This window comes from Legionella pneumophila subsp. pneumophila str. Philadelphia 1, from assembly GCF_000008485.1.
In the GTDB taxonomy this organism is placed as follows: Bacteria; Pseudomonadota; Gammaproteobacteria; order Legionellales; family Legionellaceae; genus Legionella; species Legionella pneumophila.
This window is the reverse complement of the sequence record NC_002942.5, coordinates 1,139,869-1,165,934: the sequence shown is the minus strand read 5'-3', so window position 1 is coordinate 1,165,934 and position 26,066 is coordinate 1,139,869. Positions and strand designations below refer to the sequence as shown.

Sequence of the window (26,066 nt, the reverse complement as noted above, 5' to 3'; positions counted from 1 at the left end):
AAAATCATATGAACTGCTCTATAATTAACTTAACACAACCGCCACGCCTAGAGGATGTTAGTCCTTGCGTAACCTTGGCGGTTTTTTTTATGCGTATTGCTATGAATAATCCTCTCATTAAATATCTAAAGCCAGCCCTGAGTTTCCAAGATCAACTGGAAAAACTTCAAGCAAAAGGGCTTATTATAAATAATTGGCCTTCAGCCCTGCAAAGCCTTTCTAATACCAACTATTATCGGCTTAGTGCCTACTGTTTACCCTTTAAACGTTCAGATACAACAGGAAATATCACCGAACAATTTCAAGATAATGTTACATTTGAAAATGTCATAGATCTCTATGAGTTTGATCGTAAACTAAGATTGTTAGTAATGGATGGATTAGAGCGAATTGAAATTTCAGTAAGAACCAGTATTGCTTATCACCTTGCTCATAGTTATGGACCATTTGCTTTGTCGAATCCTCAAAATTTCCATCAGCAATTTGAACATAATACCTGGTTAGCACAAATTAATAACGAGATAGAGCGTTCCAGAGAGTACTTTATTGAGCATTATAAAAATAAATATCTGGGCTATCCTAACTTACCAATATGGATGGCAATAGAGGTTTTATCCTTTGGTGCATTGTCGGTCTTATTTAAAGGGCTTAAAAATGAAGACAAAAGGATAATTGCTGAGGGTTATAAGTTACATCCAAAAACTTTAGCCAATTGGCTATACTTTCTAACTTATGTAAGAAATATATGTGCTCATCATAGCCGCCTTTGGAATAAAGATTTAGCCATTAAACCCAAAATTGATGCGATTAATGAACTTTGGCTACCTCCTATTACACCAAGAAATGATCGCTCATATATTATCTTGTTGATCATCAGAAAATTACTAACCACTGCGGGTAATGGCATAGATTGGGCAATATCATCCGAGAAACTTATTCAGCCTATTATTGAAAAATATGATTGGGCGCATGAAAGCATGGGAATTCCAAGGAGCTGGTTAGATCATCCATTGTGGAAAGAAGTTCAATAGCCCACATAATATGGGCTATTATGCTAAGATAATCGCATGTTTTGTTGAATCCAATGATTAACTGTCTCAGAGTGCCATGCCAGTGTTGTGCCATTTAGTTTAACTGGTTGTGGAAATTTTCCGCTAGTCCACCAACGCCTTAATGTCAAACGGTTACGACCAAGAAGCTCCTCTAAATCAGTAATAAACAAAATCTGTTTTGGCATTTTATTATCAGAAAACTGCATCTTAAAGCCTCCTAATGCATGTCAGCTGGAAAAAGCTTCTCAGCTTTCTGCTCTCGTTTAATTTCCATATCGATAAACACAATGAATAATTTCAGCAAATTTAGCTCTACACTTCTATTTTGAGGCAATCGGTTATGGTGATAAATCAATTGCAAATATGCAATTGGTGAGTTAGATAAGTTAGCAATTCGCTGCAACGGATAGTTAGTTGCATCTAGCAAATACTGGATAATCCCCTTGTAAATACCTATTTTATTATTATGGGACATGAAAAATACTCCTGTAAATCATGTGTACTAAAGTCCAATTCACGTCAAATTAACATTTAGCATTATTTGACGAAACTTATATTAAAACAATATTAATTTTATTATCAATATGTGTTTTAAAGAAATTTATATTAAGATACGATATGATATTGAATGATATCGTTTTATATGATAATTTTTTTATGACGTTCGATTACAAGGATAATTTTATGAGTAAGGGACCCTATCAATCGTTTGCTAACCGCTTGATTAGCGCCCTCAAAGATAGAGGATATACGGCCTCTCGCTCGCCAAATGGGATCTGTATTAAAACCCTGGCTGAGTTTACTGGTGCCTCTGAACAAATCTGCCGCCGTTATATACGAGGAGATGCTTTACCAGACTATGAAAAAGTCAAACAACTGGCTTTCCATCTTCAAGTAAACCCAGGCTGGTTACTATTTGGGGAAGACGAAAATGCAACAACGAAGAAGAATGAAGTCGATGAAAAATTGCTTCATTACATCTTGAAACAAAGCCATCATTTATACCCTATCTCTCAGGGAAGTAATGACGATTACGCCGATTTTGTGTTAGGATTGATCAAAGAAGTCAAAGCAATTGACACTTCGGAAAATAATTTACTAAAAATCATTGACTTGGCCATTGGTTCAATTTCTTCTTATGAAGAAAAGAGAAAAAAGCACAGTCATGCAGTTTAAAAAACTTGTAGATATGGATGTAACAGCTGTGGAAGTAAAGCTTCACCCCAAAGCCAAGGAATTTCTGTTTGAACACTTTGTCACAATACGCAGGGTGTTTTCAGATGTACTAGGGCAAGTAGAAACTGACTATGCTTCTATTGCCCTTATTAACCAGGCAGGACAGATCTTTTTCATATCCTCGAACCCAGCCATAGAGCAAAATTTAATTGAGCAAAGTCTCTGGCTATTTGACGGTTGCTATCAACCAGAATTCCTCAGCCAGGATCAACCGAAATTATGGAGCGAACTACCACATATAGGCTGCACAGAATCAATTGTAAAATACAAACAAATAAAACCTAGACTTATAACAGGTATCTCCATCCCCACTGAATATGATTCTTATAAAGCTATCTTTTCATTTGGATTAAAACGGATAAATCCATATATCCAGAACAAAAGCTCGATTCATTGCGAAAAACTGTTAGCCATGGGCAAATTTGCGTTAAGGCGAATTCAAGAGTATTTAATTTTCCCTGACAAACAGCCCTGCATGACGACAAAACCCAAACTGACATTAATCATCAACAATCAGGTGCCCCATGAACACACTCCTTGATAAAAACAACCCTATTTTAAGACAAACCGCTGATCCAATTTCTGAATCAGAATTTGGTAGCAGTTGGTTAAAAGAGCTTATTAAGACTATGTTTGGCATAATGGCTGACAAGGGGGCTGTAGGCGTAGCTGCCCCCCAAATTGGCATCAGCAAACGAGTTATTGTATTTGGTACTGATTACACCAAAAGGAGAAAACCAGAATACCCAATTCCTGATACAGCCTTAATTAATCCTTCATTAAAAATCCTATCTCAAGAAATTCAAACTGGCTACGAGGGTTGCCTTAATTGTGGTGAATTAATGGGTGAAGTTCCAAGAGCCATGGAAATTGAATATTCAGGGTTTGACATAGATGGAAATAGAATTACCAAAAAAGCTTCCGGTTTAGAAGCCCGCATTCTTCAACATGAAATTGATCACCTGGATGGATTTTTATTTTTAGACCGAGTGGAAGATCAAGATTCACTAACCACTCTATCGGCAATGCAAAGTAAAGGATAATCGCATGAAGCACCAAACCCGAATCATTCTGGCAGGTACACTGGGTAATTTAATTGAATCCTTTGACATGGCTATTTGTGGCCTACTCTCAGTTTACATTGCCAAATACCTGATTGGTGATGTCTCCAAGGGTTTGTTTCTCGTCTTTCTTACTTTCTTTGCTGGATACCTAGCCAGACCTATTGGGGCTATGATAATGGGCTTACTATCCGATATCTATGGCAGAAAAATTATCCTTGCAGGTTCTATCCTAACAATGGGCATATCAACAACCCTTATCGGGTTTATCCCCCCTCACAGTACTATAGGTACATTTTCTGCTATTACCTTATTAGTGTTAAGAATTATTCAGAGCTTCTCCTGCGGTGCAGAATATTTAAACTCCTCTGCTTACCTAGTTGAGAATGCCGAAGCCTCAAAAAAGGGCTACTCAGGAAGCTGGGCATCCTTTGGCGCTATGTCAGGGATGCTGATAGCGTCTTTAGTTGTATTGATTGTTACTTATTTTACCAGTCACTATCCTGAACAGGACTGGATGATCTGGCGTGTTCCTTTTGTGCTTGCGCTTTTAGGATCTTCGATTGGTTTATACATCCGTTTATGTATCCCCGAGAGTATGGAATACATCGTATACTATGCAGACAGACCAAAGCCTAAATTTAAGAGTTTACTTTCTGAATCGGTAACCTATATCAAAAACAATAAAATACAATCCCTTTATGTGTTTATTTTGAGTTGTTTGGGTGTAACAACTACATTTCAAATTTACATTTATGGTCCTATGCAAGCTCGTTTATATGGTAATTTTCAAAACCATGAAATTATCATTTCCAACATCATTTCTTTAATGGTACTTCTAGGAGTATTTCCTCTGATTGGGAATCTATCTGATAAAATTAGTAGAGAAAAAATCGTAGTTGCAGCAAGTATAGGATTTCTAGTTCTATCTCAACCTTTTTTCAACTTCTTATCGCACAAAATATTTTATCAGTTAATTTTGAGTCAAGCTTTAATTGCTATTCCAGCAGGAGCATATTATGCAACAGTACCAGTAATGTTAGCTGAAATGTTCCCGATTAAATTACGTTGTAGTGTTTTATCAATACTATATTCCATTGCAGCAAGTTTATCCGCTGGCCTCGCTCCATTACTTTCTATGATACTTGTAAAAAAAACCGGCGTTGCATCGTCACCATCAATTTTAGTTTTTACGCTAATAGCAACAATGTTTATAATAATAATTTACAGAACCATAAAACCTGAAAAGAGATGCTCTTTAACGACACTTAAAGGCTAAAATAATAACATCGCATGGCAATGTGCTTCGGATAAAAGTACCGCTCAGATTACTTAATGATAGTGTTGCAAAAATATTCCCAATAAATGAGGCAGATTCTAACTTTTAGGTGTATCAATTTTAACCTAAATGAATTTTCAGAAATTTAAACGGCTTATATCTAGAACCTAGATAGAAAATAACAACTCAGACTGTAAAGGTGTTAATCTCTGAAATGACGAGCTGTGCTTATCCCATTACAATTAAATAAGCATTACAAAATCGTGAACGAAAATATTATTATGTTTAAATAATTTCTCATTGAAATAATCAAATCGTTATTTTCAGCATAGGGGGATAAATACTAACTCGTATGATAATGAAAGAGGAACCGCCTCACAGCTAATCCTGTCTAACCAGAGCCTGCAGGCGCTCTTGAGCTTGCAAGTGACCTTGCGCAGCAGCCTTTCGGAGCCACTTTATTGCTTCCATACTATTTTGAGGAAGACTCACTCCATCATGATAAAGTGCAGCAAGCACATATTGAGCTTGGGGCAATCCTTGACTAGCAGCTAAATGAAACCATTTCAGAGCTTTTGTGTGATTTCGAATCACCCCTTTGCCGTTAAGAAAGCCCATACCTATATTATATTGAGCCACAGCATCTCCTTGTTTCGCGGCCAGACGAAACCATTTCATCGCTTGAAAATCATCCTGTTGAACATTGCTCCCCGTTGCGTACATTAATCCAAGTGTTCGTTGAGCCATGAGATCGCCATGTTTGCCTGCTTTACGAAACCACTTAACTGCTTCCGTATCATTTTGCCGAACCCCCTTGCCTGTGACATACATAACTGCAAGATTATATTGGGCTATGGCATCTTCTTTCTCAGCTGCCTTGTGAAGCCATTTAAAAGCTTCGACATAATTTTGTTGCCCATTTTCAGCAGTGGAATATAGGATGCCAAGACTACGTTCAGCCTCTGGAAATCCTTGTGCGGCTGCTTTATGAATCCACTTGATTGCTTCCCTATCGTTTTGCTGAGTACCCATACCTTTTTGATACATGACACCAAGATTTAATTGTGACACGGCATCATTTTGAAGAGCGGCTTTACGAAACCATTGCATAGCCTTGCCATTATCCTGAGGGACCCCTTTGCCTGCAGCATACATCAAGCCAAGGTTGCGCTGGGCCATGGCTTCGCCTTGTTTCGCTGCCTTGCAAAACCATTTTACAGCTTCAGAGTCATTTTGTGCTACTCTTTTGCCAATCACATAATCTACACCACGATTATTCCAGGCTGATGGGCTTTTATACCCTATTATCACATTTTCTATGGGCTCTTTAATGACATTCACTATCCCAGAATAACTTCCCACACCAATAATAATTGCGGCTAAAACTAAGATGACAAGACGTAAACGCATACTAAACTAATCCTTGTTAGAGTCGTTAATAAAAACTAAAATGAGTCTCCAACCTCATAATAAGTTATTCTGTTGACTGAGCTCTATTATGACAAAAAGGAATTATGCTATTAAAGATTGGGCATGTAAAAATTTTATGACAAAATAGTAAAAATAGATGAGCAAGAATAAGAATAGGAATCCCATGAACGATATCACGTCATTTAAAATAAAAAAAATAGTCCTTCTTAAAATTATTTTTGCGGTAATTTTTTCGTGCACGACACTTAATGCCTGCGCCGGCACGCAATCCTATCACATCAAATACCACAAGGACTCCAAAATAAACAATGTGCCCTTATCCAATACTGAAGTATTAATAGAGTTCCACCGTGCTGGCAATTCCCTGGGAAGACTCCTGACAAAAACGAATGAGACTCAAGACATCACCATCGACAACACTTATGGGAGCAATTTGGTTATTCATGTGCTATTCATCGAGAAAGAGGGAAAAAGAATACGATGTTGGGGGGTATCTGCTGCTAAAACAAATACCATTGAGATTCAATGTGATAAAGTGGTTTCATTGAAAAAAACAAAGGGAAACACTGGAGAGTCCACTGATTCAATCCATTAAATCACTAAGAGCTCTCTGGTTAACAAGTATTGACAAAAAGAACAACGTGGCATGACACTATGTAACCTGCTTGATTATAAGGAAATAAACAAAATGACTAATAAAATTCGTGGTAAAGTCAAATGGTTTAATAAAGACAAGGGATTTGGTTTTATTGAAAGCAGTGGCAAGGATTACTTTGTCCACTTTAGCTCGATTCAAAGTAACGGCTTTAAAACGCTTCCCGATGGGGCAACCGTTCTTTTTAAAATGGGAAAAGGACAGAAAGGACCTCAGGCCGAGGAAGTAGAGGTTATCAAAAATGACCACCATTAGGTCTAGGCAAGACCGTTCTGATGAACAATAACACTTATTTTTACTGCATGAAACCATCAAGGAGGAAAGAAGTGGACCAACGAGTTGCTTTAGTCACAGGGGGCACTGGTGGTATTGGTACCGCCATATGCCAGGCAATGCAAAAGTTAGATTATCAAGTCATTGCCTGCTATTTTAAACAGGGCAATCATGATTTGGCGAAAGAATGGCAGAAAAAACAAGCCATGCAAGGCTTTGATATCGACATTGTCTACGCTGATATTTCTTCCTTCAATGATTGTGAGAAAGTGACCGAATTGGTCATCGAAAAATACGGCAAAATCGATATTCTAGTGAATAATGCCGGCATGACGAACGATGCCACTTTGAAAAAAATGACTCAAGAACAATGGCAGGATGTCATCAATGCCAATTTGAATAGTGTCTTTAATATGACGAAAACCGTGTTATCCAATATGTTGGATAATAGTTATGGACGTATTATCACCATTTCTTCTGTGAATGGACGCAAAGGTCAATTTGGCCAGTGTAATTACGCGGCCACTAAATCTGCATTATACGGTTTTACCAAAAGTCTGGCGCAAGAAGTGGCAAAGAAAGGCATTACAGTGAATACCGTCTCTCCTGGCTATATTAATACTGAAATGCTCGCTTCTCTAAGGGACGATATTTTAGAAGCGATTGTTGCCCAAATTCCTGTGGGACGATTAGGCAAACCCCAAGAAATTGCTCGTGTTGTTGCCTTCCTTGCAGAGGAGCAAAGTGGTTTTATTACTGGTGCCAATTTTGATATTAATGGTGGGCAATACATGTAACTCACTCAAAAGTCCATTGAGCACTGTTATTTTAAACATTGATAGGGTGGCCGCCATCCACCTAGAGGATTTGCTAAGCAAATGGATGCGGCTTTATTGGATCGGATGCTTACTAATATACAGCGCTCCTATTGTTCAAAGAAGAGCGTTTTATTTCTGAAGCACATAAGTTCCTGGTGCCTCTGGCAGTGAGGGATTCATGACCGATGATGCAATGCGTTTTTTAGTATTTTGCTGGACTAGCCACTCATTCCATTCTCGCCACCAGGAACCTTCCCGCCTCTCTGCCATCGCAAGCCAGCTCTCAGGATTTAAGTAAGCCTCGCCTTGTTTCTGCTCATGAACACGATAAGAGCGTCCTGGGTGACCCGGCTCACTGATGATGCCCGCATTATGCCCACCACCAGTGAGAACAAAGGTCACATCCCCTTCAGTCATAAGATGGATTTTATAGACGGATTGCCAGGGTGCTACATGGTCTTTTTCAGTGCTCACCGCAAAAACAGGTAACTTAATATTCTCAGCAGCCACAGGCTTTCCTTCCACTGTATAACGCCCTTCGGCAAAATCATTCCTTAAGAAGAGTTTTTCAAGGTATTCACTGTGCATTTTGTAAGGCATCCGGGTGGCATCTGCGTTCCAAGCGGTCAAATCAATCATCCCTCGCCGCATTCCATGCATGTAATCTTGAACCATTTTGGACCAAATTAAGTCATAAGCACGCAACATCTGAAAAGAACCAGCCATTTGCTTGGTATCCAGATACCCTTGTTCCCGCATCATACTTTTAAGAAAATCCACTTGACTTTCAGTTACAAAGAGCATTAATTCCCCAGCCTCAGTAAAATCCCCTTGGGCTGCCAAGAGTGTCAAGCTGTTTAAACGCTCGTCCTTGTCTCTGCCCATCGCAGCTGCCGTAATCATAGCCAAGGTACCTCCTAAACAATACCCCATCAGATTGATTTTAGTTTCTGGAAAAAGAGTCGATACCGCATCAATGGCAGCCATTGCGCCTTGTCGATAATAATCATCCATCCCCAAATCCTGGTCTTCTTTGTCAGGATTGCGCCAAGAAATGATAAATACAGTGTGTCCCTGACTTACGAGCCACTTCACCAAGGAGTTATGTGGTGATAAATCGAGAATATAATATTTCATAATCCAGGCTGGTAAGATAAGTATCGGCTCTTTATAGACTGTTTTCGTTTGGGCTTCATATTGAATGAGCTCAATTAAATGATTTTGAAAGACCACCCGCCCTGGAGTAATAGCTACTTGTTTCCCTGGGATAAAATGTTCAGAACCTGTAGGTGGTGCACCGGTTAGCTTTTCTAACCAATCTTCGAGCGCGATTTGGCCGCCTTGGATGAGATTAAGTCCCCCAGTGCGCATGGCTTCATGAAATAAATCAGGATTAGACCAAACAAAATTGGAAGGGGATAGGGCATCAAGGCATTGGCGCGCCCAGAATGAAACAGTACGTTCCACTTGGTTGGGTAATCCTGGCACGTCCGTTGTGGCGCGTCGCCACCAATCTTCCATCTGCAAAAACCCTTCGGCGAATAAACGCCAAGGCATAGGCTGCCAACTGTCTTTTTTAAAACGCACGTCTTTACCATCCGCAGCACGCTCAACACAAACGATATTATTAATGCAATCCTTGGCATGAAAAACCGGATAAAAAGCAAGTTCCCACAAAACCCCAGGGGATTGGGCCAATTGCCAAAGCCAGGTGGAATAAGAAGAACCGATGGCAGCAGGACTTATTCCTGCCGTCCATTTAGCCAAGTTGGCTTGCACTAATCGAGTGAAAAATGGAAAGAAGTTATCGGAAGTACCTCTATCAGCCGGTGCACAACACGAGAAATCTACCCCTTCTTGCAATTCTTGACTCTGAGTGAGTATTCTTTTCTTAGGACAGCATTGTTTTTCTAGTCCCTTCATGGCCGACATCCCTGATATTATGCTCTATAATCAACACGATATAATACAGCATAGCACAAAATTTAACCCATCGATTTTGGTCAATAAAGCGGGGCTTATTAACTTATCCATTTTAGGCTAAATTATTTTTGGTAACCTAATTGGTGTTATTTTTTGATAGGAATGAAACAACATAAAGCTACAGCCCTTTGGAGTTCCTTTCCTCGATAAATTGCGTCATCTGTCCTACTGTTAACGGTTTACTGCTGTAATAGCCTTGCACTTCGAAACAGTGACTTGACCGTAAAAAATTGAGTTGTTCTTCTGTTTCGACACCACCCACAACCACATTCAATCCTAACTCTTTCGACAAAGCAATCGTCGATTTGATAATTAAATTATCATTTTCTCTGAGATGAGCATCTTCAATTAAGGTTTGTTTCAGTTTGATGGATTGGACTGGTGAATTTTTTAAGTGAGATAAAAAAGAATAGCCTGAGCCAAAATTATCAAAAGCAAGCTTTACCCCCATATTGCGAAGCGTACTTAATGTATCTTCAATCTTTCCCAAAAAATTGACTGCCGTTGCTTCCGTAATTTCAAGCTCTAACCAATCCGATGGCATTTGATATTCTTGTAAAATGTGCTTCACAGAAGAAATAAACCCTTTGTGTTGAAATTGATGAAGCGAAATATTAATCGCCAGGGTGCAGTTGAAAGGAGCGTAACTCTTTTTCCAATCCACATACTGCCTACACGCGGTTCGTAAGACCCATTCACCAATTGGAATAATCAAGTTAAAATGCTCTGCAACGGAAATGAATTCATCAGGAAAAACAACGCCCCGCTTGGGATGTTGCCAACGTAATAAGACCTCCATTCCAACCATAGAATTCGTTTTTAAGTCAACCCGGGGCTGATAAACAAGAAAAAATTCTTGTCGCTCCAAAGCAAGATGCAACTCGGTTCCTATTCCCAAGCGTTTTGAATATTGTTTTCTAAGAGACGGTGTGAAGATTTGGCAATTATTTCGACCACATTCTTTGGCGTTGTATAAAGCAATATCGGCATTCTTACGAAGAGTTATTGCCTCATCACCGGCATCAGGAAAGTAAGCAATTCCTATACTTAGTCCAATCATGACGGTATGGCCTTTAATAAGGAATGGTTGACCCATCTTTTGAATCATATTATTGGCCACTAATTTTGCCTGTTGTGGATTATTAATTTCTGTCAGAATCACTGCAAACTCATCTCCTCCCAATCGAGCCACACAATCTTCTTCGCGAAGACTGGAGCAAAGACGCTTCGCTACTTCACGCAATAGACCATCACCGACATCATGACCAAAGCGATCATTCACATTTTTAAAAAAATCCAAATCGATGCTTAACAGAGCCAGATGACGACCGTATCTTTTTGACCTAGCAATCTCACGTTTTAAATCCAGTTCAAACTGCAATCGATTGGGTAATCGGCTTAATACATCAAAATGGGCTAATTTCGATAATTTCTTTTGTACGCTTTCTAAGTCTTTTAGCGTTTTTAGCAGTTCAGCATTCTTTTTTTCCAAATCCTGGTTCAGTAAATGAAGTTCCCTTGTCTTATTTTCCAGCAATAATTCGGCTTCCTCGCGAGCTTTTCTTTCGCGATAATAAGAGCGCTCAAATAATGCTTTGTTCTCATCACTCAAAGGTAATCTCCAAACGACAATGATCATCTTTTTTTAACATGCAGTGAGTCTGCTTAATGGTAATTTTCTTTTTAAAATGTTGCGCTGCTCCCTGGATGAGCCCCATTGCAAAATGACAGAGTCTTCTATGCGATCGATACACCATAACCAATTGGTTTGCAGCAGGCTCTTCATAGCTAATGGTAGGTAATGTTTCATCTGGGTATAACTTTTCTACTTCCACATGAATTGTTCCATCAATGCTTTTTAAAAATTCTTTTAATGTCATGTCCTTTTTTAAAAAAATTGCGCACTTACTCGATAAGATAGGAAACATGTATTCACCAAAGGCCTCTAAAAAAACAGAAGCGTGCTGATTGGTCCTCTTCGCAATGGCCTTAATCAATTGCTGAAATTCTGTATCCGAGTAAGTGCCGCCTGCTGTATAACTTCCACCACTTGGAAGGTCTAGTGAGGATACGAGTTGGTCCCAGGTTTCTATGCCAAATTGTTCTATAATCATGTCATTTAAGGAGGTAAAAACGATACCTTTCATCTATGGTCTTCAGCATAAAACAAATCTTTAAATCCCTTTTAATTAAGTAGCACGTCATTTCTCAATACTAAAATTGGTTTACCTACAGATGAATTCCTCATGAGTCCGCTCAATTTAACTAAAGAACTCTAACCTACTTTAATTCCTGATAACTATCCAGTAAGCCAGGTATTATTTTCTTCTCCTAATCGTATCAATATAGTTCAAATAACGATTATTTACCGTGTTAAAAATTAACAATGTTAAAAATAACAAAATAGGATTTTATTACCATTTCCTAAACAAAACTCAAAAATGATAGACATACCGTGTGGTTATATATGAAGCATAGCACATATGCTTTTTGAATGAAAAAACAAACCGACTTAATTGTACTAGGCAAACAAATTCGCAAAATCAGAAAAGAGAAAGGTTTTTCTCAAGAGGGGTTTGCCAATTTCATCGAAATGAATCGGGGTTACTACGGGACTGTGGAACGTGGCGAAGCCAATATAACCATTTTAAATCTTCTAAAAATTCTTAAAGGATTAGAAGTCACACCAAATGAGTTGTTCCCGCCCTCAACTTATGTGAGCTTCAAGAGGAAAATAACTAAAAACTCAGCCTCATAAACCATAATGAGTAAGGGGCTAATCTAATGCTTGATAAAGAAGTGGAAAATTCTTAATGCCGTTGAAATAAAAACCCATGTAAAAAATGCTTGCAGGATAAGGAAAATTAATAAAGTTATAACAAAAGTACTTGTTTTCGTATACTCAATATTTTCATACGATATCAGGCATTAATTATCACTAATAATGAGTGTTCATTGGGTCATTTCTAATGGTGTCAATGCCCATGTCTGTGGTGATGATAGCCATGATAGCCACCAAATCGCTTCTTAACTGGCATGTTACCTTTTGAGTCCTCTTTAGGAATGTAGGAACTGCAGGAAAACAATAAAAAGGACAAACAAATGAAAATTAGCCCTATTGATTTTTTTACTAAAGTCGAATGTTTCATACTTATTCCCTTCCCTTTTTGAGCTTATTTATTAGATGTTAAGAACATGGTCTTTTTTATTGTGGCATTTAAAAATACTTTTAACCAAAAATTTTTTCCTTTTGAATCATCTTAAAATTTCTTCATAAAAGAATGGTAGAATCTTCGCAATAATTAAATACCCTACTTATCGTCTTCCTTAACTCCAACATCTATTCACATCCTTGGCAGTGAATTCAAATAATAATTTGAACTTATATTAAGCTTGGCGAGGTATAGATTCCCTATTCCGAAAGACAACTGATTTTTTCAACAAGTAGTCATGACTGGCACTGCGTATTTCTAAACGGTGCTATATTATAAAAAGGATTTATAAAATAAGGTGGGTTGTTTTTCTATTGATTCAGCCATCACATGATTTCATTGCAAGGAGTATTGATATGCCAAAGCAGTGCGTTTTTAAAACAGTTATTGGGGTAATGGCTTTATTCAGCGCGATACTTCTGTTGGGCTCTTGTGCCACATCAACAACGACCAATGATTCACACCGTGTTTCTCATACTTATGAGGGACACAACACAGGAGGAAAAGGTTGGCATTAATACAGCGACTTGGTATGTCTTTTGCTTTTCATGGCCAACGCTTATAGTGCTGTGATAGGATGTTCAGCTCGGACAATTCATTGAAAAAATAATAAGGAGATTTCATTATGTTAAAAAGGAATGCATTCATTTTATTGGCCGCTTGCAGTTTGGTTGCCATGCCACTCTTTGCAGAAGACATGTCTTCTGGTTCTCAAATGAATAATATGGGAATGCAAAGCTCTAATCAGCAGTCAACCCAACTGCAAGACGAAATGAAACAAATGCAAGAAGCACTAAAACAAATGCAACAGATGCATGATAAGCTTATGAATGCAAAAACAACGGAAGAAAAGAAATCGTTGATGCAAACACAAATGCCCATGATGGAAGAAGGCATGCACACCATGCAAAAAGGCATGAAGATGATGCAAAGTATGCACGATGATACAGCAAAACAACCCGAGATGATGGATCAACGTATGAAAATGATGCAAATGATGACGCAAATGATGCAGATGATGATGGATAGGCAAATGATGGGATGTCCCATGATGAAAAACCAATAACTCCTCTATAAGAGAGGCCTATCCTAGGGTAATTGACTCAAATCACCAGGGCTCTTATGAGATGTCTAAGAGCCCTATTATGCCAGTAGCCCATTAAGATTGGCCTATTCAGAGCCTACCTATTTCATTGAACTCTATAAAGGGATGGTTTGGTGTATCATCATATAACCCAGTGACATGGGTGTGCAGATTGATGAGACCTCCTACATAGCTTTTGTTTTTTAGATTTGAGGCGAGCTTTTATTAATTAGCATTTTGCTCTCTGTTTTCAAACTCTGTTATATTAAAATTCCATAAAGTGATGTAAAAATAGAGAGAATAGGACGACACCTAATTCATGGGTCATGAATACAATTGGAAAATGATGGATAAAAACACGGCTGTTGCTCAAACTCATGGAACTCCCATCGGCAGGATAATCGAAATCAATGGCCCTGTTGTCAGGATACATTGTGATGTACTACCTCCTTTGCATCAATCTCTTAAAACTTACACGGACAGTGATGAATACATTTTGGAAGTGTGTCAGCATCTTGATGAGCATCATGTGAGAGCCATCACGCTCCACCGTGCCTCAGGATTGCAAAGAGGTTTAATAGTTTATGACCAAGGCACTTCGTTACGAATTCCCGTTTCAAAAGAATGCTTGGGCCGCCTTTTAAATATTTTTGGTGAGCCATTAGACGGAGCCCCGCCATTAGAAACCCATGAATATCGTGATGTTCTGGCAAACTTAGCGCCACTTGAAATGACGAGCACTCAAGAAACCATTCTTGAGACTGGAATTAAAGTCATTGATTTACTTTGTCCTTTCGTCAGAGGGTGTAAAACGGGATTGTTTGGTGGTGCAGGAGTTGGGAAAACCGTACTCCTGATGGAATTGATGCATGCCATTATTCAATTGCATCAAGGGACCTCTGTCTTTGCTGGTGTTGGGGAGCGCATTCGGGAAGGACATGAATTGTGGCATGAGATGAAATCCGCAGGCGTAATGGATAAAACCCTCATGGTGTTTGGTCAAATGGACGAATCACCGGGAGTGCGTTTTCGCACAGGGTTATCGGCATTAACTTATGCGGAATATTTGCGTGATACGTTGGGCCATGAGGTTCTTTTTCTTGTGGATAATATTTATCGTTTTGTGCAAGCCGGCAGTGAAATTTCGGGGTTACTTGGCCGAATGCCGGCTAGTGTCGGTTATCAACCCACCTTAATGACTGAGATAGCGGAACTTGAAGAGCGCATGACATCGACTGCAAAAGGAGCAGTGACCTCGGTACAAGCGGTTTATGTTCCGGCTGATGATATGAGCGATCCGGCGGTGACCGGGATTATTACTCATTTGGATTCCATCATAGTACTCTCTCGCGCACAAGCAGGCAAAGGCATTTATCCCGCCGTGGATCCCTTAGCTTCCAAGAGTCAATTTATGGATAAAATCCTATTGGGCGAGCGACATTATTCCATTGCACAAGCCGTACGAGAACACCTGGAACGTTATCAAGAATTAGAAGACATGATTTCTATGATGGGGATTGAAGAGCTTTCTCCTAAAGACCGTGCTATTGTGTTAAGAGCACGTAAACTGCAGCGCTATCTTAGCCAACCCTTCCATGTCACCAAACTTCAAACAGGAATGGAAGGGAAATCGGTTTCATTAGAACACACATTAACCGATTGCGAATCATTTCTAAGAGGCGATTACGATGAATTTTCAGAAGAAGCGTGTTACATGAGGGGTGCCATGGATAAAGGGAGATAACGACGGACATGGAGCTTTTTACTATCCATCTTAAGAGTGCCACACAATATGAAAAAATCGATAAGGTCATCAGTTTTGTGGGTGAGGATGCTTCTGGGCAATTTGGGATTTTAGCTCATCATGGCCGAATGATGACGTGCTTAAAATTCGGCTTGGCCTGGTTTCGTGATGAGAATCAAGAGACGGAATACTTAGCATTACCAGGTGCCGTGGTTTATTTCATTGACAATCAATTGCATATCGCGACAAGACATTATGTGCGCCATAAAGAGTACCAAGCCATACAAAGGGTCCTGGAGGAAGAATTACATTGGGAAGAAAACAATCTAGTGCGCACCAAAGAAAGCGTGCATCGTTTGGATGAAGAAATGTTAAAGCGTTTATGGGAATTAAACCGGCAGAACAGCTATGGAATTTAAAAATTCAAACAAGGAACTGGAACAACAAGTGAAACGAAACGTCCGCAAAATCAATGAAGCCAAAAAGGGAAAATCAACGTTATTAGCCCAAACAGTTTACCTGGGCACTTTGGGCTTTGTTTTTGTGTTACCCATCATTGCAGGAGCCTATCTCGGGGTTTGGCTCGATGAGAAAATAAAAGGGTATTCCATCAGTTGGACCATCAATTTAATCCTCCTTGGGGTGATTATTGGTGCCATTAACGTGTATCTTTTAATTAAGGACTAACTGTGGGAGAAGAAGGATTCTTAGCGCATTTTGCCTTTTCAATCGGTGGATTACCCATCACACAAAGCGTCTTAACCACGTGGTTCATTATGATCTCCTTATTCATCATGGCATGGAGTACCACTTACAAATGCTCTCTCCTACAGCCAAGCACGTACCAACTCATTTGGGAGGGTGTTTTAAGCACCATGTACGATGCAATAAAAGAAGTATTGCCCGAGCACGTTGAACTGATATTTCCTTTTGTAGCCACCTTGTGGATTTTTATCCTTGTTTCCAATTTAATTGGTGTTATTCCGGGATTTTATTCACCAACAGCGGATTTATCGGTGACGGCATCCCTTGCGATAATGACTTTTTTATCGGTACACTGGTTTGGAATTCGTGCCGAGGGGTGGCGAGAGTATTTGAAACATTATATTAAGCCAACTCCTTTTTTATTGCCTTTTCATTTAATCAGCGAAATCTCTCGAACCTTAGCATTGGCTGTCCGCTTGTTTGGTAATATCATGAGCTTGCAATTAACCGCCCTGATTGTCCTCATGATTGCCGGATTTTTAGTTCCTATTCCAATACTCATTTTACATATTATTGAAGCCATCATCCAAGCGTATATTTTTGGCATGCTGGCCTTAATATACATTGCTGGGGGCATTCAAGCCCATGAGCTTAAAAGCCAAGGAGAATCGTTATGAATGACATAAGTTGGTTTAGTTTAGCGTCAACCGTTATTGCCGCAATAGCCATTGCCATAGGAACTATAGGGCCGGCTCTAGCCATGGGGCGCGCGATTAGTCACGCCTTAGATGCTTTGGCAAGGCAACCTGAAGCCGAAAAATCCATCACCAGAACCTTATTTATTGGTTTGGCCATGATCGAATCGTTAGCCATTTATTGTTTGGTGATTGTTTTGATTATCCTCTTTAGAAATCCATTATTGTCTTATTTTGTAACGCAACAGGGATAAAACCAATGGAACTCTCTTGGACCACTTTTTCATTAGAACTCATTAATTTTCTTATTCTCATTTGGATTTTGAAACGCTTTCTTTATGCGCCCATACAAAAAACCATATTAGAACGAAAAAAAAGAGTGCAAGAACAATTAGAGACTGCGGAAAGACTGCACAGGCAAGCAACGCAATTGCAAACAACCTATGAACATCGTCTTACCGATTGGCAACAAGAGAAAGCGACCCTACAAAACGAGTGGCATGAGGCAATGGAACAATGGAAATCAGAAGAAAGACTCCGGTTTGAAAAACAATTGCATCAAGAAAAAGAACAGATTTTTTCCCATGAAATGCAAAAAGCCGCAGCCATCATTGAAAACAATGCCAAGGAAGCGTTTCTATTGGCTGGGAAATTTGCTGAAAAATTGTTAATGCCTTTTGCGGATGCCCATCTTGAAGAGAAAATCATCAAAAAAACCATTGAGGAGCTCCATCATATTCCGACAGAACAATGGCAATGGCTCCATACTGTGCCTGAAGAAGAAACCGTTTCAATACAAACGGCCTACCCCATCAAAGAACATCAGAAACAGGATCTCTTGCAAGTTATTGAACAATTGTCACCTAAAAAAATTACAGTCTCTTTTACGGAAAATCCAAAGCTTCTCGCGGGATTAACCCTGCAAATGGGCCCCATGTGCTTGCAAGCCAATCTTCGTGATGAATTAAAATTCTTTATAGAGACAAAAAATGAATTGGTCTAACACCCCTTCTTTTCTTGAGAAGCAACGACAACGCCTTGAGCGCTATCAATTTCAAATCAAGGTATCCGAACAAGGGCGGGTGGTTTCTGTTGGAGATGGGATTATCTGGATTAAGGGCTTACCAGGGGCTGCCATCGATGAAATTCTTATTTCAGAGGATGAGTGCTGTATCGCGATGGTGTTCCACCTCACCGAAGAGCTGGTTGGCGCTGTGATGCTGGTACAAACCAAAAAATTAAAGGCAGGCACCCCTATTTTTCCTCTGAAACGCGTATTGAGTATTCCTGTAGGTGATAAACTGCTTGGGCGAGTGATTGATCCTCTAGGCCATCCATTAGACGGCGGTGAGATTCCGCCCCATGAAGAACAAGGATTACTGGATAGGCTGTCCCCACCTATTCTTCACCGTGACTTTGTGAATCGACCATTGTACACAGGAAATAAGATGCTTGATAATCTAATTCCCATTGGAAAAGGACAAAGGGAGTTACTGATTGGGGATAATGGGCTTGGTAAAAGTGCTTTGGCCCTTGACATTGTGATGAATCAAAAAGATAAAAAAGTGTATTGTGTCTATGTGTTGATTGGCCAAAAACGTTCCACGGTAAGCTCTACCATTCAATTATTAAAAGAAGCCAATGCATTGGACTATACGACTGTTGTAGTAGCCCAAGCGACGGCCTTACCAGGATTACTTTATCTGGCTCCTTTTGCAGGGTGCGCCATTGCCGAACACTGGATGAAAAAGGGCTTAGATGCCCTGGTGATCTATGATGATTTGAGTGCTCATGCCAATAGTTATCGTGAACTGTCCCTTTTACTGCGTAGACCTCCTGGACGTGAGGCATTTCCTGCGGACATTTTTTATCTGCATTCCCGTTTATTAGAACGCTCCACCTGTCTTTCCCCTGCTCTGGGCGGCGGTAGTATGACGGCGTTGCCTATTATCGAAACCAAAGAAGGTGAAATGGCCACTTATATTCCAACGAATCTCATCTCCATCACTGATGGGCAAATCTTTTTTGATGAATCCTTATTCTCTTCTGGATTTCTTCCCGCCATTGATATCACCAAATCGGTCTCACGAGTCGGTGGTAAAGCGCAGCATCCGCAAATTAAAAAAGAATCCGGTCGAATGAAACTGGATTACCTGCAATTTCTTGATTTGGAACTGTTCACCCGCTTTGGGGCGAAACTGGATGCCAAAATGCAAAAGCAGATTCAAAAAGGGCGAGTTTTAAGAGAAATTCTAAAACAAGAACGTTTTTCACCACTACCCATTGAATTTCAACTCGCATGGCTTATTGCTTACAATGAGGGTTTCTTTGACGAATTGAATTTAGAAGACATCCCCAAAATGCTCAAAAAAATAGAGGAAGAAATAAAACAAAGCACTTTATCCTTGGGAAGCCCACGAGAACAATGGAAAAAAGCGATAAAAGAATGGCTAATGGCATAGAACGGACTCATTATCCACTCCAAAGCAATGAGTATCACTTAATACCCGGATGGTATCATGACGAAACGAACCAAACTCAAAGAACATGTTCATACTTTAGAAGAAATTGGCCACATTATGACGGCCATGAAAAATCTTTCTTTCATTGAACTGGGCAAAATCACTCAATGTCTTTCCATGCAGGACAACGTCATTAAAACCATTAGTGAGGTGAGTCATGATTTTTTAAGTTTCTATCCCATGCCCCCCATGAATCAACAAGAAAATCCTCCCTTAGTTTCTATTCTTATTGGCTCAGAACGCGGCTTTTGTGGTTCTTTTAATGATAATGTGCTTCATCAGTTAGACGTGCACAAAGAGCACCATTCTGAATTGGAACCAGCACTTATTCTTGTAGGGCATAAACTGGCATTAAAAATGCCTAATGACTCTCGTGTCATGGCAACAATCGATGGACCCAATGCCATTGAAGAAATCCCAGCCGTGATTTCAAACGTGTTACACACGTTAGAAAAGGCCTTATTGCAAAAAAATAAAACATGGCATTCTTGGCAATGGACTATCCTCTTCAATGAGGAAGAGCACAATCAAATTCAAGCAAAAACCTGGCAGCCCTTTAAAGAGTTGGATACAAGTCCTGCGCCTCATTTTTCTGTGCCACCCGTTTTAAATGGTTCCAGAGATCAGTTTTTCGCTGACTTGGTGGAGCATTATTTACTGACCATGTGTTATTCGATTTTTTATCAATCGTTTTTTGCGGAGAATCATCAACGACTGTTTCACTTAAACCAGGCATTAGATCGCTTGGAAAATAAAAAAAATGCATTAAACCATCGTCTCAATTTACTGCGCCAAGAAGAAATTACCGAAGAAATTCAGAATATTTTGCAAAGCGCCCAAGCGATTATTGGTCATGAGTTCACATAGAGCACTATGAGGCAAAAGTCACACCGCCTCTTTATAAGGTCTTTTTCTTATACGGGTTACAGACGACTATTAATTTCAACTGCCCTGGTTTCGATTCTCCACGGCATAAGGCCTTATATTGTTCCTGTCCCGAAATGGCGATGAGTTCGAGAGCGATTTGATACTTATCATCATAACCCATGATAAAATGTTGTTTTTCATCCGTGACCACTGAGAAATGCCCTTTGGGATATCCATAATAGTAGATTTTGATTATTAATGTGGCTTTTTTAAGAGGGATATTTTTTATAGGGGAGGCCTTTGAGTACTCCACTGAAAAAACACCATTTCGATATTGTGCTAACGAAGCAGTCGTCAATAAACTCAAGACCACACACCCTATTAAAACCATCCACTGCTTCGCCATTGGAAATTCCTCCATCCTGGCATCATAATGTTCACTACCATGTCAGAATTAGCACTTAACCGATTGATCCCTGTAAAGTATCAAAGCGTGCCGTCCCTTCACTTTTTTAAGATTCCACATAGGACATCTCTTAAAAAAGCTTCTATTATAGAATAGACAGAACCTCAAAATAGAGCAAATAACGTACTGATTTGGTTGAGTTTCTAATCCATGGAATGAATGACTGCATGAATTCCTAATCATACCCTTTTAAGTTATTGGAAATTTGTTACAGAATATGGGATAAACTAATAAGAGGCAGGAAAACAAATAATCTCAGCTTGTTCAGTGCGCTTTGGAGGGAAAGGATGCTGTTTCAATACATTAAAAAGTTTTTCCTATTTCTATGGGTTCAAGCAGTATCTATTTCTTTCCTGTTGGCGATGGCTTCTGTTTCCTTTGCTCAACTCACAGCACAAGACCATGCTGCCCATCATCAAGGAGAAAAAGAAAGTGAGGGAATGGGGGGCATGATGAAAAACATAGGGACTCCCTCTAAGGAACTGTACCCTTCTTTAATGAATTTACCCACATTATCCCCCGAAAAACGCCTTGCAATTCAACAAAAGGCACATCAACGCATCACATCCGGCATGGCGCTCATGAAAGGTGGACTTAACGAGCTTTTGTTGGCATCCAACAATAACGATTACGCTAAAATGCAAGAAGCTTTAGAGAAATTACGGGAAGGGATAGCGCAATATGAGAGTGCACTGGCTGCACTTCGCGCACTGTCTGAAGGAAAAAATCCTCGCGACATCGCTTTGCAGTGGTTTAAACGTGAAATGAATCTTCTTCCAAGTACTCCTCAAGCCAAAAATGTCTTAGGCGGTCCTTTTTTTCATTTAACGATTATCGCTCTATTTGGTCTGTTTTTTTTGGTCATGATTTGGATGTATTTTTTCAAAATGAGAAGAGCGGCTGCTTTGCTCGATCGCTTAACCAAACAAAATGCGACTGTATCTTCAGAGACACCACCCCAATTCTCAAAAGCACCTGAACCAACCCCTTCCTTAACATCTGTAGAGCCTATTAAATCCTCTCAAGTTTCTAAAGTGCCATCAGAAACAGCCCCAACTACGCCTCCTACCTGCCCCGCTCATAAATGTCCTGTCCCGCAATTTCCAGTCATGAGATCGCTCACCGAACCGGAAGAGAAATGGGAAGGACAACTTCGTGTTTGCCGTATCTTTCAAGAAGCCCCGGGAATCAAAACGTTTCATTTGGCATCAACCCATGAGGTGGCTTTGCCATTTACCTATTATCCTGGCCAGTTCATTACGCTCACCGCCTTAATTAATGGTAAAACCGTAAGACGCAGTTACACCATGGCGTCCACCCCAACCCAATTGCATTATTGCGCCATCACGGTCAAGCGGGAAGAACAAGGCGTGTTTTCCCGTTATTTGCATGACGAAATTAAAGAAGGGGATTTACTGGAGGTGATGGGACCTAATGGTAAATTTACCTTTACTGGTGAAGAGGCAAAGAGCATTGTACTGATTTGTGGAGGAGTTGGTATTACCCCGATGATGAGTATCATCCGCTACCTCACCGATATTGGATGGCACAATGACATTTATTTGCTGTACTGTTGTCGCACGACGAGTGAGTTTCTCTTTCGCGAAGAATTAGAGCAACTTCAAGAAAGATACCTTAATCTCCATGTGTACGCGTCGATGCTGCGTTCAGAGGGAACCATTTGGATGGGGTTGCAAGGCCTATTTACCAAGAACATCATCAGCCATCTTGTCCCTGATATTGCCTCTCATCGTATCCACGTTTGTGGTCCTCCTGCGATGATGGCAGCCATCCTTGGTATCTTAAAAGAACTTAAGGTGCCCGCTGATTTGATTCTAACAGAAGCATTTGGACCAGAAAAGAAACCAGAAATAATCCAAGAAGACTTAGAGGCCATCAAAGCCGATACCCGTTCGATGATTTCTTTTCGGAAATCTGAAAAAATGGTTCCGATTCTTCCAGACCGTACCCTTCTTGAAATCGCTGAAGCCAATGGAATTGCGATTGATAATGCGTGTCGAACCGGGCAATGCGGGTTATGTAAAGTGAAATTGCTGTCAGGGGAAGTGACCATGGCTTGTGAAGATGCGCTTTCAAAGGAAGACAAACAACAGAGGCTCATCTTAGCCTGTCAGGCCAAAGCGACTCAAAACATTGAGGTGGATGCTTAATGAATGCGCAAGGACGTATGATGGTTTTGGGCTTAGTACTTCTAATGCTTATCACATGGCTAGGCTTTGCAGTCCATACGTCTTATCGTTTTGCCGGGAGTTTTTGGGGTGGTGTGTTTGGCGTGAGTGGCTCGATATTGATGCTGATTCCGCTCTTCTACCTCTTTATTAAGCGCATTTCATTTTTGAAAAATTGGGTAACACACTATGTGTCCATGAATACCCTGTTGTCATGGCATATTTATGCAGGCATTATCGGTTCTATTTTAGTCTTGATTCATACCGGGCATAAATTTAATAGTGCTTTAGGTATTGCTTTGACTGCGATGACACTCATTGTCACGCTCAGTGGTTTTATTGGTCGTTATCTCATGGGCTTTATGACTCAGGAAATCGATGAAAAAAAGACAATCCTCTTGGGACTACAACAGCAATACCAAATCGTGGCTCAAGAATTACAAGCAAGCGCACACCCCAAGCAAAACATCGGAAAATTACATCTTATGACCGCTCGCTTTCTTTCCTGGCTGCTTGAAGACACCGCACTGGATGGTCAGTTAATCAAGTCGGCAGAGGTACGCGCTTTGTGTTTAGCAGATGCCATCTCTGAGCTGGAATACGCCATTCGTTTTCACGAGCACTTCAAGCGCCTGTTTCAAAAATGGTTAACCTGTCACATTATTACAGCACTGGTATTGTATGTTTTGTTGGGTCTGCACGTGTGGTCTGGAATTTATTTTGGATTAAGGTGGTTTCAATGAAGCTGAGATGGGCTACCCTCGCTGCCCTTACCGTAATAGCGGCACTGTCTTTTATGGCCTATTATCTGTCTTCTCATGGAGATGAGGTGAGCCGTTTGACGAACCTGGCCGAATGGCAAAGAATGGCAAGCCCTGGAGAACTTTCCAAAGCCCACTCGTTTTTAAGTCACAACTGCACTGCGTGTCATACTCCAGTGAAAGGGGTTGAGGCAACGAACTGCATCGTCTGCCATGCCAACAACGAATCTCTGTTAAAACGCCAGCCAACCTCCTTTCATGCCAACATAGGCAGTTGTGTCGCGTGCCATAGAGAGCACCAGGGTGAGAGCGCGCGCATCACTCAGATGGATCACAATGCGCTGGTTTCGTTGGGACTGCAGCAACTTCGTGCCTTTTCAAATGAAAATGATGAGGAAGAACAGGTGATTATTAATCAGGTTATGCTCTTTTTAGCGCAGAATGAATCCAATAAATCACCATTACTGGTCAACCCCCATTTATCGACTCAAGAACTGACTTTACACTGTGCCTCGTGTCATCAAAACAAGGACAAGCACTTTAAGTTATTTGGCGACGATTGTTCTGCTTGTCATGAAACGGCTCATTGGAGCCTCTCTGAATTTAGGCACCCATCTCCGAGTTCAATGGATTGTGCTCAATGCCATCAAGCGCCACCCAGTCATTATATGGAACATTTTAATATGATTTCAAAAAAAGTGGCTCATGAGCATGAAGCCCGTGTCGATCAATGTTTCCTTTGCCACCAAACCACATTGTGGACTGATATTAAAGGAGTAGGATTTTATAAGCATCATTGAGGGACACCTTCACTACAATGGAAAATTTTATAAGTGCCGTAACAATTTTTTATGGCATTTACCAGGACTATTGATTGGGTGACTGTTTCTGCATCGGTATTTGATGTTGTATCAACATAGACATACCAGCAGGCGTTTGAATATATCCTTTATGCCAATACACAGTGGCATAATAAGCACTACAAATCATGCCTAAAATCGCAAAGAGAACGATGAGCCAACCAAAAACTTTTGCCAGCGGAATACCACGCCCTTCGTTATGTGAAGCCCAGACTACCAAAATAATACCAAACGCTATAGCAATCAAAGACAACATCTGAGCCACATGGAATAGGAATGCTTCACCTGACATCATTGGCATCTGGAAATAGCCTGCATACCAGTATTTAATCGCGTAATAAGTACTGCATAATTCCCCTAAAATCCCGATAATGACGATGAGCCATCCAAATATTTTGGCTAATCCAATACTTTTTCCTTCATTACGTAATGCCCAGACGACCAACATGATTCCAAGCGCTATTGCGATAAGGCCGAGCATCTCGGCACTGTGAAACATAAACATCATGGTGCATCTCCTTTGCTGTCTTGTTGTTTACCAAAACGAGGTATAAACCCAGGAGTAACTGCAGCATAGTGTTTATATTCCTCACCAAACTCCGCCAAAACCTCTTTTTCTTCCCTACGTGCGAGACGAACATACATATAAACCAGTATAGGAAACATGATTAAGGTCAGAATGGTTGGCCATTGCAATAAAAAACCAATCATCACCAGAATAAACCCATCGTATTGCGGATGACGAATTTTGGCGTACAGCCCACTGGTTGCAAGTTGATGCGCCTTTTGAGCACGATAAAGAGTACCCCAGGCTGATGCAATCATCCAAAGACCGCCGATAATGAAGACAAAACTTAAGATATGAAAGACATCAAAATGGGGATCACCTTTCAAGCCAAGCAGGGTATGGAGTAAATGGCCACTGTCATGACCATATAAATCCATTCCAGGATAATATTTAGAAAGCCATCCTGACAGTAAATAAATGGTTAAAGGAAAACCATACATTTCGGTAAAATAAGCAATGACAAACGCAGAAAAAGCACCGAAAGCGCGCCAATCTCGCCTTGTTTTAAACGTGGTGGTAAAACTGTAAGCAAACAAAATGAAAATCGCCGAATTGACAATGACCAATAACCACAAACCATAAGCATAAGAAGAATGTTCCATTTC

Annotated in this window: 32 protein-coding genes; 22 read left to right on the top strand and 10 right to left on the bottom strand. The window is 40.2% G+C overall.

Annotation, left to right across the window (positions count from 1 at the left end):
• The first annotated feature begins 8 nt into the window (after positions 1-8).
• Positions 9-1,031: an Abi family protein gene (locus tag LPG_RS05315; RefSeq protein WP_010946804.1), complete on the top strand. Its 1,023-nt coding sequence runs from the start codon at positions 9-11 to the stop codon at positions 1,029-1,031.
• A 23-nt stretch (positions 1,032-1,054) separates the two neighbouring features.
• Here the strand turns inward: LPG_RS05315 and LPG_RS05310 are convergent, their stop codons facing one another.
• Positions 1,055-1,258 (bottom strand): helix-turn-helix transcriptional regulator, encoded by a 204-nt coding sequence (locus LPG_RS05310; RefSeq protein ID WP_010946803.1) that lies wholly within the window; start codon positions 1,256-1,258, stop codon positions 1,055-1,057.
• Between the two features lie 11 nt (positions 1,259-1,269).
• Positions 1,270-1,527 carry a hypothetical protein gene (locus tag LPG_RS05305; protein ID WP_010946802.1) on the bottom strand — a complete coding sequence of 86 codons (258 nt, stop codon included), beginning with the start codon at positions 1,525-1,527 and terminating at the stop codon, positions 1,270-1,272.
• A 209-nt stretch (positions 1,528-1,736) separates the two neighbouring features.
• Between LPG_RS05305 and LPG_RS05300 the strand changes: the two genes are divergently transcribed.
• The 4 genes from LPG_RS05300 to LPG_RS05285 are packed head-to-tail and all read left to right on the top strand — an operon-like array spanning position 1,737 to position 4,628.
• Entirely contained in the window at positions 1,737-2,228 is a 492-nt protein-coding gene (locus LPG_RS05300; protein WP_013101377.1) for a helix-turn-helix domain-containing protein, read from the top strand.
• Positions 2,218-2,829, top strand: a complete 612-nt coding sequence (locus LPG_RS05295) for a hypothetical protein (RefSeq protein WP_011946159.1) — start codon at positions 2,218-2,220, stop codon at positions 2,827-2,829. Before LPG_RS05300 ends, LPG_RS05295 begins: the two co-directional genes overlap by 11 nt.
• Complete coding sequence (gene def, locus LPG_RS05290; protein ID WP_010946799.1) at positions 2,813-3,331, top strand: peptide deformylase; 519 nt, start codon at positions 2,813-2,815, stop codon at positions 3,329-3,331. The genes LPG_RS05295 and def overlap by 17 nt, the downstream gene beginning before the upstream one ends.
• A gap of 4 nt (positions 3,332-3,335) precedes the next feature.
• The gene (locus tag LPG_RS05285) at positions 3,336-4,628 is read left to right on the top strand and encodes an MFS transporter (RefSeq protein WP_010946798.1); all 1,293 of its coding nucleotides are present in this window, start codon (positions 3,336-3,338) and stop codon (positions 4,626-4,628) included.
• A 381-nt stretch (positions 4,629-5,009) separates the two neighbouring features.
• On the opposite strand, the gene LPG_RS05280 is transcribed toward LPG_RS05285, so the two are convergent.
• Positions 5,010-6,038 carry a tetratricopeptide repeat protein gene (locus LPG_RS05280; protein ID WP_010946797.1) on the bottom strand — a complete coding sequence of 343 codons (1,029 nt, stop codon included), beginning with the start codon at positions 6,036-6,038 and terminating at the stop codon, positions 5,010-5,012.
• Positions 6,039-6,222: 184 nt separating this feature from the next.
• Between LPG_RS05280 and LPG_RS05275 the strand changes: the two genes are divergently transcribed.
• The 3 genes from LPG_RS05275 to phbB all read left to right on the top strand — a co-directional run bounded on the left by LPG_RS05275 (position 6,223) and on the right by phbB (position 7,784).
• Entirely contained in the window at positions 6,223-6,654 is a 432-nt protein-coding gene (locus LPG_RS05275; protein ID WP_011946158.1) for a hypothetical protein, read from the top strand.
• Positions 6,655-6,747: 93 nt separating this feature from the next.
• Complete coding sequence (locus LPG_RS05270; RefSeq protein ID WP_011946157.1) at positions 6,748-6,969, top strand: cold-shock protein; 222 nt, start codon at positions 6,748-6,750, stop codon at positions 6,967-6,969.
• Positions 6,970-7,040: 71 nt separating this feature from the next.
• A complete protein-coding gene (gene phbB / locus LPG_RS05265; protein ID WP_011946156.1) occupies positions 7,041-7,784 on the top strand; it encodes an acetoacetyl-CoA reductase in 744 nt (247 codons plus the stop codon).
• 150 nt (positions 7,785-7,934) lie between these two features.
• Here the strand turns inward: phbB and LPG_RS05260 are convergent, their stop codons facing one another.
• The 3 genes from LPG_RS05260 to LPG_RS05250 all read right to left on the bottom strand — a co-directional run bounded on the left by LPG_RS05260 (position 7,935) and on the right by LPG_RS05250 (position 11,935).
• Positions 7,935-9,728, bottom strand: coding sequence for a PHA/PHB synthase family protein (locus tag LPG_RS05260; protein WP_015444647.1), 1,794 nt, complete (start codon positions 9,726-9,728; stop codon positions 7,935-7,937).
• A gap of 178 nt (positions 9,729-9,906) precedes the next feature.
• Positions 9,907-11,427, bottom strand: coding sequence for a putative bifunctional diguanylate cyclase/phosphodiesterase (locus LPG_RS05255; RefSeq protein WP_010946792.1), 1,521 nt, complete (start codon positions 11,425-11,427; stop codon positions 9,907-9,909).
• The gene (locus LPG_RS05250; protein WP_010946791.1) at positions 11,393-11,935 is read right to left on the bottom strand and encodes a heme NO-binding domain-containing protein; all 543 of its coding nucleotides are present in this window, start codon (positions 11,933-11,935) and stop codon (positions 11,393-11,395) included. The genes LPG_RS05255 and LPG_RS05250 overlap by 35 nt, the downstream gene beginning before the upstream one ends.
• Positions 11,936-12,282: 347 nt before the next feature.
• On the opposite strand from LPG_RS05250, the gene LPG_RS05245 reads away from it, so the two are divergent.
• Positions 12,283-12,546: a helix-turn-helix domain-containing protein gene (locus tag LPG_RS05245; RefSeq protein ID WP_013101369.1), complete on the top strand. Its 264-nt coding sequence runs from the start codon at positions 12,283-12,285 to the stop codon at positions 12,544-12,546.
• A 217-nt stretch (positions 12,547-12,763) separates the two neighbouring features.
• On the opposite strand, the gene LPG_RS15235 is transcribed toward LPG_RS05245, so the two are convergent.
• A complete protein-coding gene (locus LPG_RS15235; RefSeq protein WP_015444650.1) occupies positions 12,764-12,937 on the bottom strand; it encodes a hypothetical protein in 174 nt (57 codons plus the stop codon).
• 419 nt (positions 12,938-13,356) lie between these two features.
• Here LPG_RS15235 and LPG_RS15230 point away from each other — a divergent pair, with 419 nt between their 5' ends.
• The 10 genes from LPG_RS15230 to LPG_RS05200 all read left to right on the top strand — a co-directional run bounded on the left by LPG_RS15230 (position 13,357) and on the right by LPG_RS05200 (position 20,617).
• On the top strand, positions 13,357-13,518 hold the full coding sequence (locus LPG_RS15230) for a hypothetical protein (protein WP_015444651.1): 162 nt from the start codon (positions 13,357-13,359) through the stop codon (positions 13,516-13,518).
• Between the two features lie 107 nt (positions 13,519-13,625).
• Positions 13,626-14,066 (top strand): hypothetical protein, encoded by a 441-nt coding sequence (locus LPG_RS05240; protein ID WP_010946790.1) that lies wholly within the window; start codon positions 13,626-13,628, stop codon positions 14,064-14,066.
• Between the two features lie 337 nt (positions 14,067-14,403).
• The gene (gene atpD, locus LPG_RS05235; protein ID WP_010946789.1) at positions 14,404-15,828 is read left to right on the top strand and encodes a F0F1 ATP synthase subunit beta; all 1,425 of its coding nucleotides are present in this window, start codon (positions 14,404-14,406) and stop codon (positions 15,826-15,828) included.
• An 8-nt stretch (positions 15,829-15,836) separates the two neighbouring features.
• The gene (locus LPG_RS05230; protein ID WP_010946788.1) at positions 15,837-16,247 is read left to right on the top strand and encodes a F0F1 ATP synthase subunit epsilon; all 411 of its coding nucleotides are present in this window, start codon (positions 15,837-15,839) and stop codon (positions 16,245-16,247) included.
• Positions 16,237-16,515: an AtpZ/AtpI family protein gene (locus tag LPG_RS05225; RefSeq protein ID WP_010946787.1), complete on the top strand. Its 279-nt coding sequence runs from the start codon at positions 16,237-16,239 to the stop codon at positions 16,513-16,515. The genes LPG_RS05230 and LPG_RS05225 overlap by 11 nt, the downstream gene beginning before the upstream one ends.
• A 2-nt stretch (positions 16,516-16,517) precedes the next feature.
• Positions 16,518-17,210, top strand: coding sequence for a F0F1 ATP synthase subunit A (locus LPG_RS05220; protein WP_010946786.1), 693 nt, complete (start codon positions 16,518-16,520; stop codon positions 17,208-17,210).
• On the top strand, positions 17,207-17,482 hold the full coding sequence (locus tag LPG_RS05215) for a F0F1 ATP synthase subunit C (protein ID WP_011946148.1): 276 nt from the start codon (positions 17,207-17,209) through the stop codon (positions 17,480-17,482). The genes LPG_RS05220 and LPG_RS05215 overlap by 4 nt, the downstream gene beginning before the upstream one ends.
• 5 nt (positions 17,483-17,487) lie before the next feature.
• A complete protein-coding gene (locus LPG_RS05210) occupies positions 17,488-18,231 on the top strand; it encodes a F0F1 ATP synthase subunit delta (protein WP_010946784.1) in 744 nt (247 codons plus the stop codon).
• Positions 18,218-19,690: a F0F1 ATP synthase subunit alpha gene (locus LPG_RS05205; RefSeq protein ID WP_010946783.1), complete on the top strand. Its 1,473-nt coding sequence runs from the start codon at positions 18,218-18,220 to the stop codon at positions 19,688-19,690. Before LPG_RS05210 ends, LPG_RS05205 begins: the two co-directional genes overlap by 14 nt.
• 57 nt (positions 19,691-19,747) lie before the next feature.
• Positions 19,748-20,617: a F0F1 ATP synthase subunit gamma gene (locus tag LPG_RS05200; protein WP_010946782.1), complete on the top strand. Its 870-nt coding sequence runs from the start codon at positions 19,748-19,750 to the stop codon at positions 20,615-20,617.
• A gap of 31 nt (positions 20,618-20,648) precedes the next feature.
• Here LPG_RS05200 and LPG_RS05195 read toward each other — a convergent pair whose 3' ends face one another.
• On the bottom strand, positions 20,649-21,023 hold the full coding sequence (locus tag LPG_RS05195) for a hypothetical protein (protein ID WP_013101362.1): 375 nt from the start codon (positions 21,021-21,023) through the stop codon (positions 20,649-20,651).
• A gap of 347 nt (positions 21,024-21,370) precedes the next feature.
• Between LPG_RS05195 and LPG_RS05190 the strand changes: the two genes are divergently transcribed.
• The 3 genes from LPG_RS05190 to LPG_RS05180 are packed head-to-tail and all read left to right on the top strand — an operon-like array spanning position 21,371 to position 24,833.
• Positions 21,371-23,254: a 2Fe-2S iron-sulfur cluster-binding protein gene (locus LPG_RS05190; protein WP_015444654.1), complete on the top strand. Its 1,884-nt coding sequence runs from the start codon at positions 21,371-21,373 to the stop codon at positions 23,252-23,254.
• Positions 23,254-24,015 carry a hypothetical protein gene (locus LPG_RS05185; RefSeq protein ID WP_010946778.1) on the top strand — a complete coding sequence of 254 codons (762 nt, stop codon included), beginning with the start codon at positions 23,254-23,256 and terminating at the stop codon, positions 24,013-24,015. Before LPG_RS05190 ends, LPG_RS05185 begins: the two co-directional genes overlap by 1 nt.
• Positions 24,012-24,833 (top strand): hypothetical protein, encoded by an 822-nt coding sequence (locus LPG_RS05180; RefSeq protein WP_015444655.1) that lies wholly within the window; start codon positions 24,012-24,014, stop codon positions 24,831-24,833. The genes LPG_RS05185 and LPG_RS05180 overlap by 4 nt, the downstream gene beginning before the upstream one ends.
• 67 nt (positions 24,834-24,900) lie before the next feature.
• Here the strand turns inward: LPG_RS05180 and LPG_RS05175 are convergent, their stop codons facing one another.
• Both LPG_RS05175 and LPG_RS05170 read right to left on the bottom strand, forming a co-directional pair.
• The gene (locus LPG_RS05175; protein WP_025862615.1) at positions 24,901-25,401 is read right to left on the bottom strand and encodes a hypothetical protein; all 501 of its coding nucleotides are present in this window, start codon (positions 25,399-25,401) and stop codon (positions 24,901-24,903) included.
• Positions 25,398-26,063: a methyltransferase family protein gene (locus tag LPG_RS05170; protein WP_010946775.1), complete on the bottom strand. Its 666-nt coding sequence runs from the start codon at positions 26,061-26,063 to the stop codon at positions 25,398-25,400. Before LPG_RS05170 ends, LPG_RS05175 begins: the two co-directional genes overlap by 4 nt.
• Positions 26,064-26,066: the final 3 nt, after the last annotated feature.

Excerpts from the sequence above, each read along its gene's own strand:
- LPG_RS05315 (WP_010946804.1), top strand. The coding sequence starts at position 9 with ATGAACTGCTCTATAATTAACTTAACACAACCGCCACGCCTAGAGGAT.
- LPG_RS05310 (WP_010946803.1), bottom strand. The coding sequence starts at position 1,258 with ATGCAGTTTTCTGATAATAAAATGCCAAAACAGATTTTGTTTATTACT.
- LPG_RS05305 (WP_010946802.1), bottom strand. The coding sequence starts at position 1,527 with ATGTCCCATAATAATAAAATAGGTATTTACAAGGGGATTATCCAGTAT.
- LPG_RS05300 (WP_013101377.1), top strand. The coding sequence starts at position 1,737 with ATGAGTAAGGGACCCTATCAATCGTTTGCTAACCGCTTGATTAGCGCC.
- LPG_RS05295 (WP_011946159.1), top strand. The coding sequence starts at position 2,218 with ATGCAGTTTAAAAAACTTGTAGATATGGATGTAACAGCTGTGGAAGTA.
- def (WP_010946799.1), top strand. The coding sequence starts at position 2,813 with ATGAACACACTCCTTGATAAAAACAACCCTATTTTAAGACAAACCGCT.
- LPG_RS05285 (WP_010946798.1), top strand. The coding sequence starts at position 3,336 with ATGAAGCACCAAACCCGAATCATTCTGGCAGGTACACTGGGTAATTTA.
- LPG_RS05280 (WP_010946797.1), bottom strand. The coding sequence starts at position 6,038 with ATGCGTTTACGTCTTGTCATCTTAGTTTTAGCCGCAATTATTATTGGT.
- LPG_RS05275 (WP_011946158.1), top strand. The coding sequence starts at position 6,223 with ATGAACGATATCACGTCATTTAAAATAAAAAAAATAGTCCTTCTTAAA.
- LPG_RS05270 (WP_011946157.1), top strand. The coding sequence starts at position 6,748 with ATGACTAATAAAATTCGTGGTAAAGTCAAATGGTTTAATAAAGACAAG.
- LPG_RS05260 (WP_015444647.1), bottom strand. The coding sequence starts at position 9,728 with ATGAAGGGACTAGAAAAACAATGCTGTCCTAAGAAAAGAATACTCACT.
- LPG_RS05255 (WP_010946792.1), bottom strand. The coding sequence starts at position 11,427 with ATGATCATTGTCGTTTGGAGATTACCTTTGAGTGATGAGAACAAAGCA.
- LPG_RS05250 (WP_010946791.1), bottom strand. The coding sequence starts at position 11,935 with ATGAAAGGTATCGTTTTTACCTCCTTAAATGACATGATTATAGAACAA.
- LPG_RS05245 (WP_013101369.1), top strand. The coding sequence starts at position 12,283 with ATGAAAAAACAAACCGACTTAATTGTACTAGGCAAACAAATTCGCAAA.
- LPG_RS15235 (WP_015444650.1), bottom strand. The coding sequence starts at position 12,937 with ATGAAACATTCGACTTTAGTAAAAAAATCAATAGGGCTAATTTTCATT.
- LPG_RS15230 (WP_015444651.1), top strand. The coding sequence starts at position 13,357 with ATGCCAAAGCAGTGCGTTTTTAAAACAGTTATTGGGGTAATGGCTTTA.
- LPG_RS05240 (WP_010946790.1), top strand. The coding sequence starts at position 13,626 with ATGTTAAAAAGGAATGCATTCATTTTATTGGCCGCTTGCAGTTTGGTT.
- atpD (WP_010946789.1), top strand. The coding sequence starts at position 14,404 with ATGGGTCATGAATACAATTGGAAAATGATGGATAAAAACACGGCTGTT.
- LPG_RS05230 (WP_010946788.1), top strand. The coding sequence starts at position 15,837 with ATGGAGCTTTTTACTATCCATCTTAAGAGTGCCACACAATATGAAAAA.
- LPG_RS05225 (WP_010946787.1), top strand. The coding sequence starts at position 16,237 with ATGGAATTTAAAAATTCAAACAAGGAACTGGAACAACAAGTGAAACGA.
- LPG_RS05215 (WP_011946148.1), top strand. The coding sequence starts at position 17,207 with ATGAATGACATAAGTTGGTTTAGTTTAGCGTCAACCGTTATTGCCGCA.
- LPG_RS05210 (WP_010946784.1), top strand. The coding sequence starts at position 17,488 with ATGGAACTCTCTTGGACCACTTTTTCATTAGAACTCATTAATTTTCTT.
- LPG_RS05205 (WP_010946783.1), top strand. The coding sequence starts at position 18,218 with ATGAATTGGTCTAACACCCCTTCTTTTCTTGAGAAGCAACGACAACGC.
- LPG_RS05200 (WP_010946782.1), top strand. The coding sequence starts at position 19,748 with ATGACGAAACGAACCAAACTCAAAGAACATGTTCATACTTTAGAAGAA.
- LPG_RS05195 (WP_013101362.1), bottom strand. The coding sequence starts at position 21,023 with ATGGCGAAGCAGTGGATGGTTTTAATAGGGTGTGTGGTCTTGAGTTTA.
- LPG_RS05190 (WP_015444654.1), top strand. The coding sequence starts at position 21,371 with ATGCTGTTTCAATACATTAAAAAGTTTTTCCTATTTCTATGGGTTCAA.
- LPG_RS05185 (WP_010946778.1), top strand. The coding sequence starts at position 23,254 with ATGAATGCGCAAGGACGTATGATGGTTTTGGGCTTAGTACTTCTAATG.
- LPG_RS05180 (WP_015444655.1), top strand. The coding sequence starts at position 24,012 with ATGAAGCTGAGATGGGCTACCCTCGCTGCCCTTACCGTAATAGCGGCA.
- LPG_RS05175 (WP_025862615.1), bottom strand. The coding sequence starts at position 25,401 with ATGATGTTTATGTTTCACAGTGCCGAGATGCTCGGCCTTATCGCAATA.
- LPG_RS05170 (WP_010946775.1), bottom strand. The coding sequence starts at position 26,063 with ATGGAACATTCTTCTTATGCTTATGGTTTGTGGTTATTGGTCATTGTC.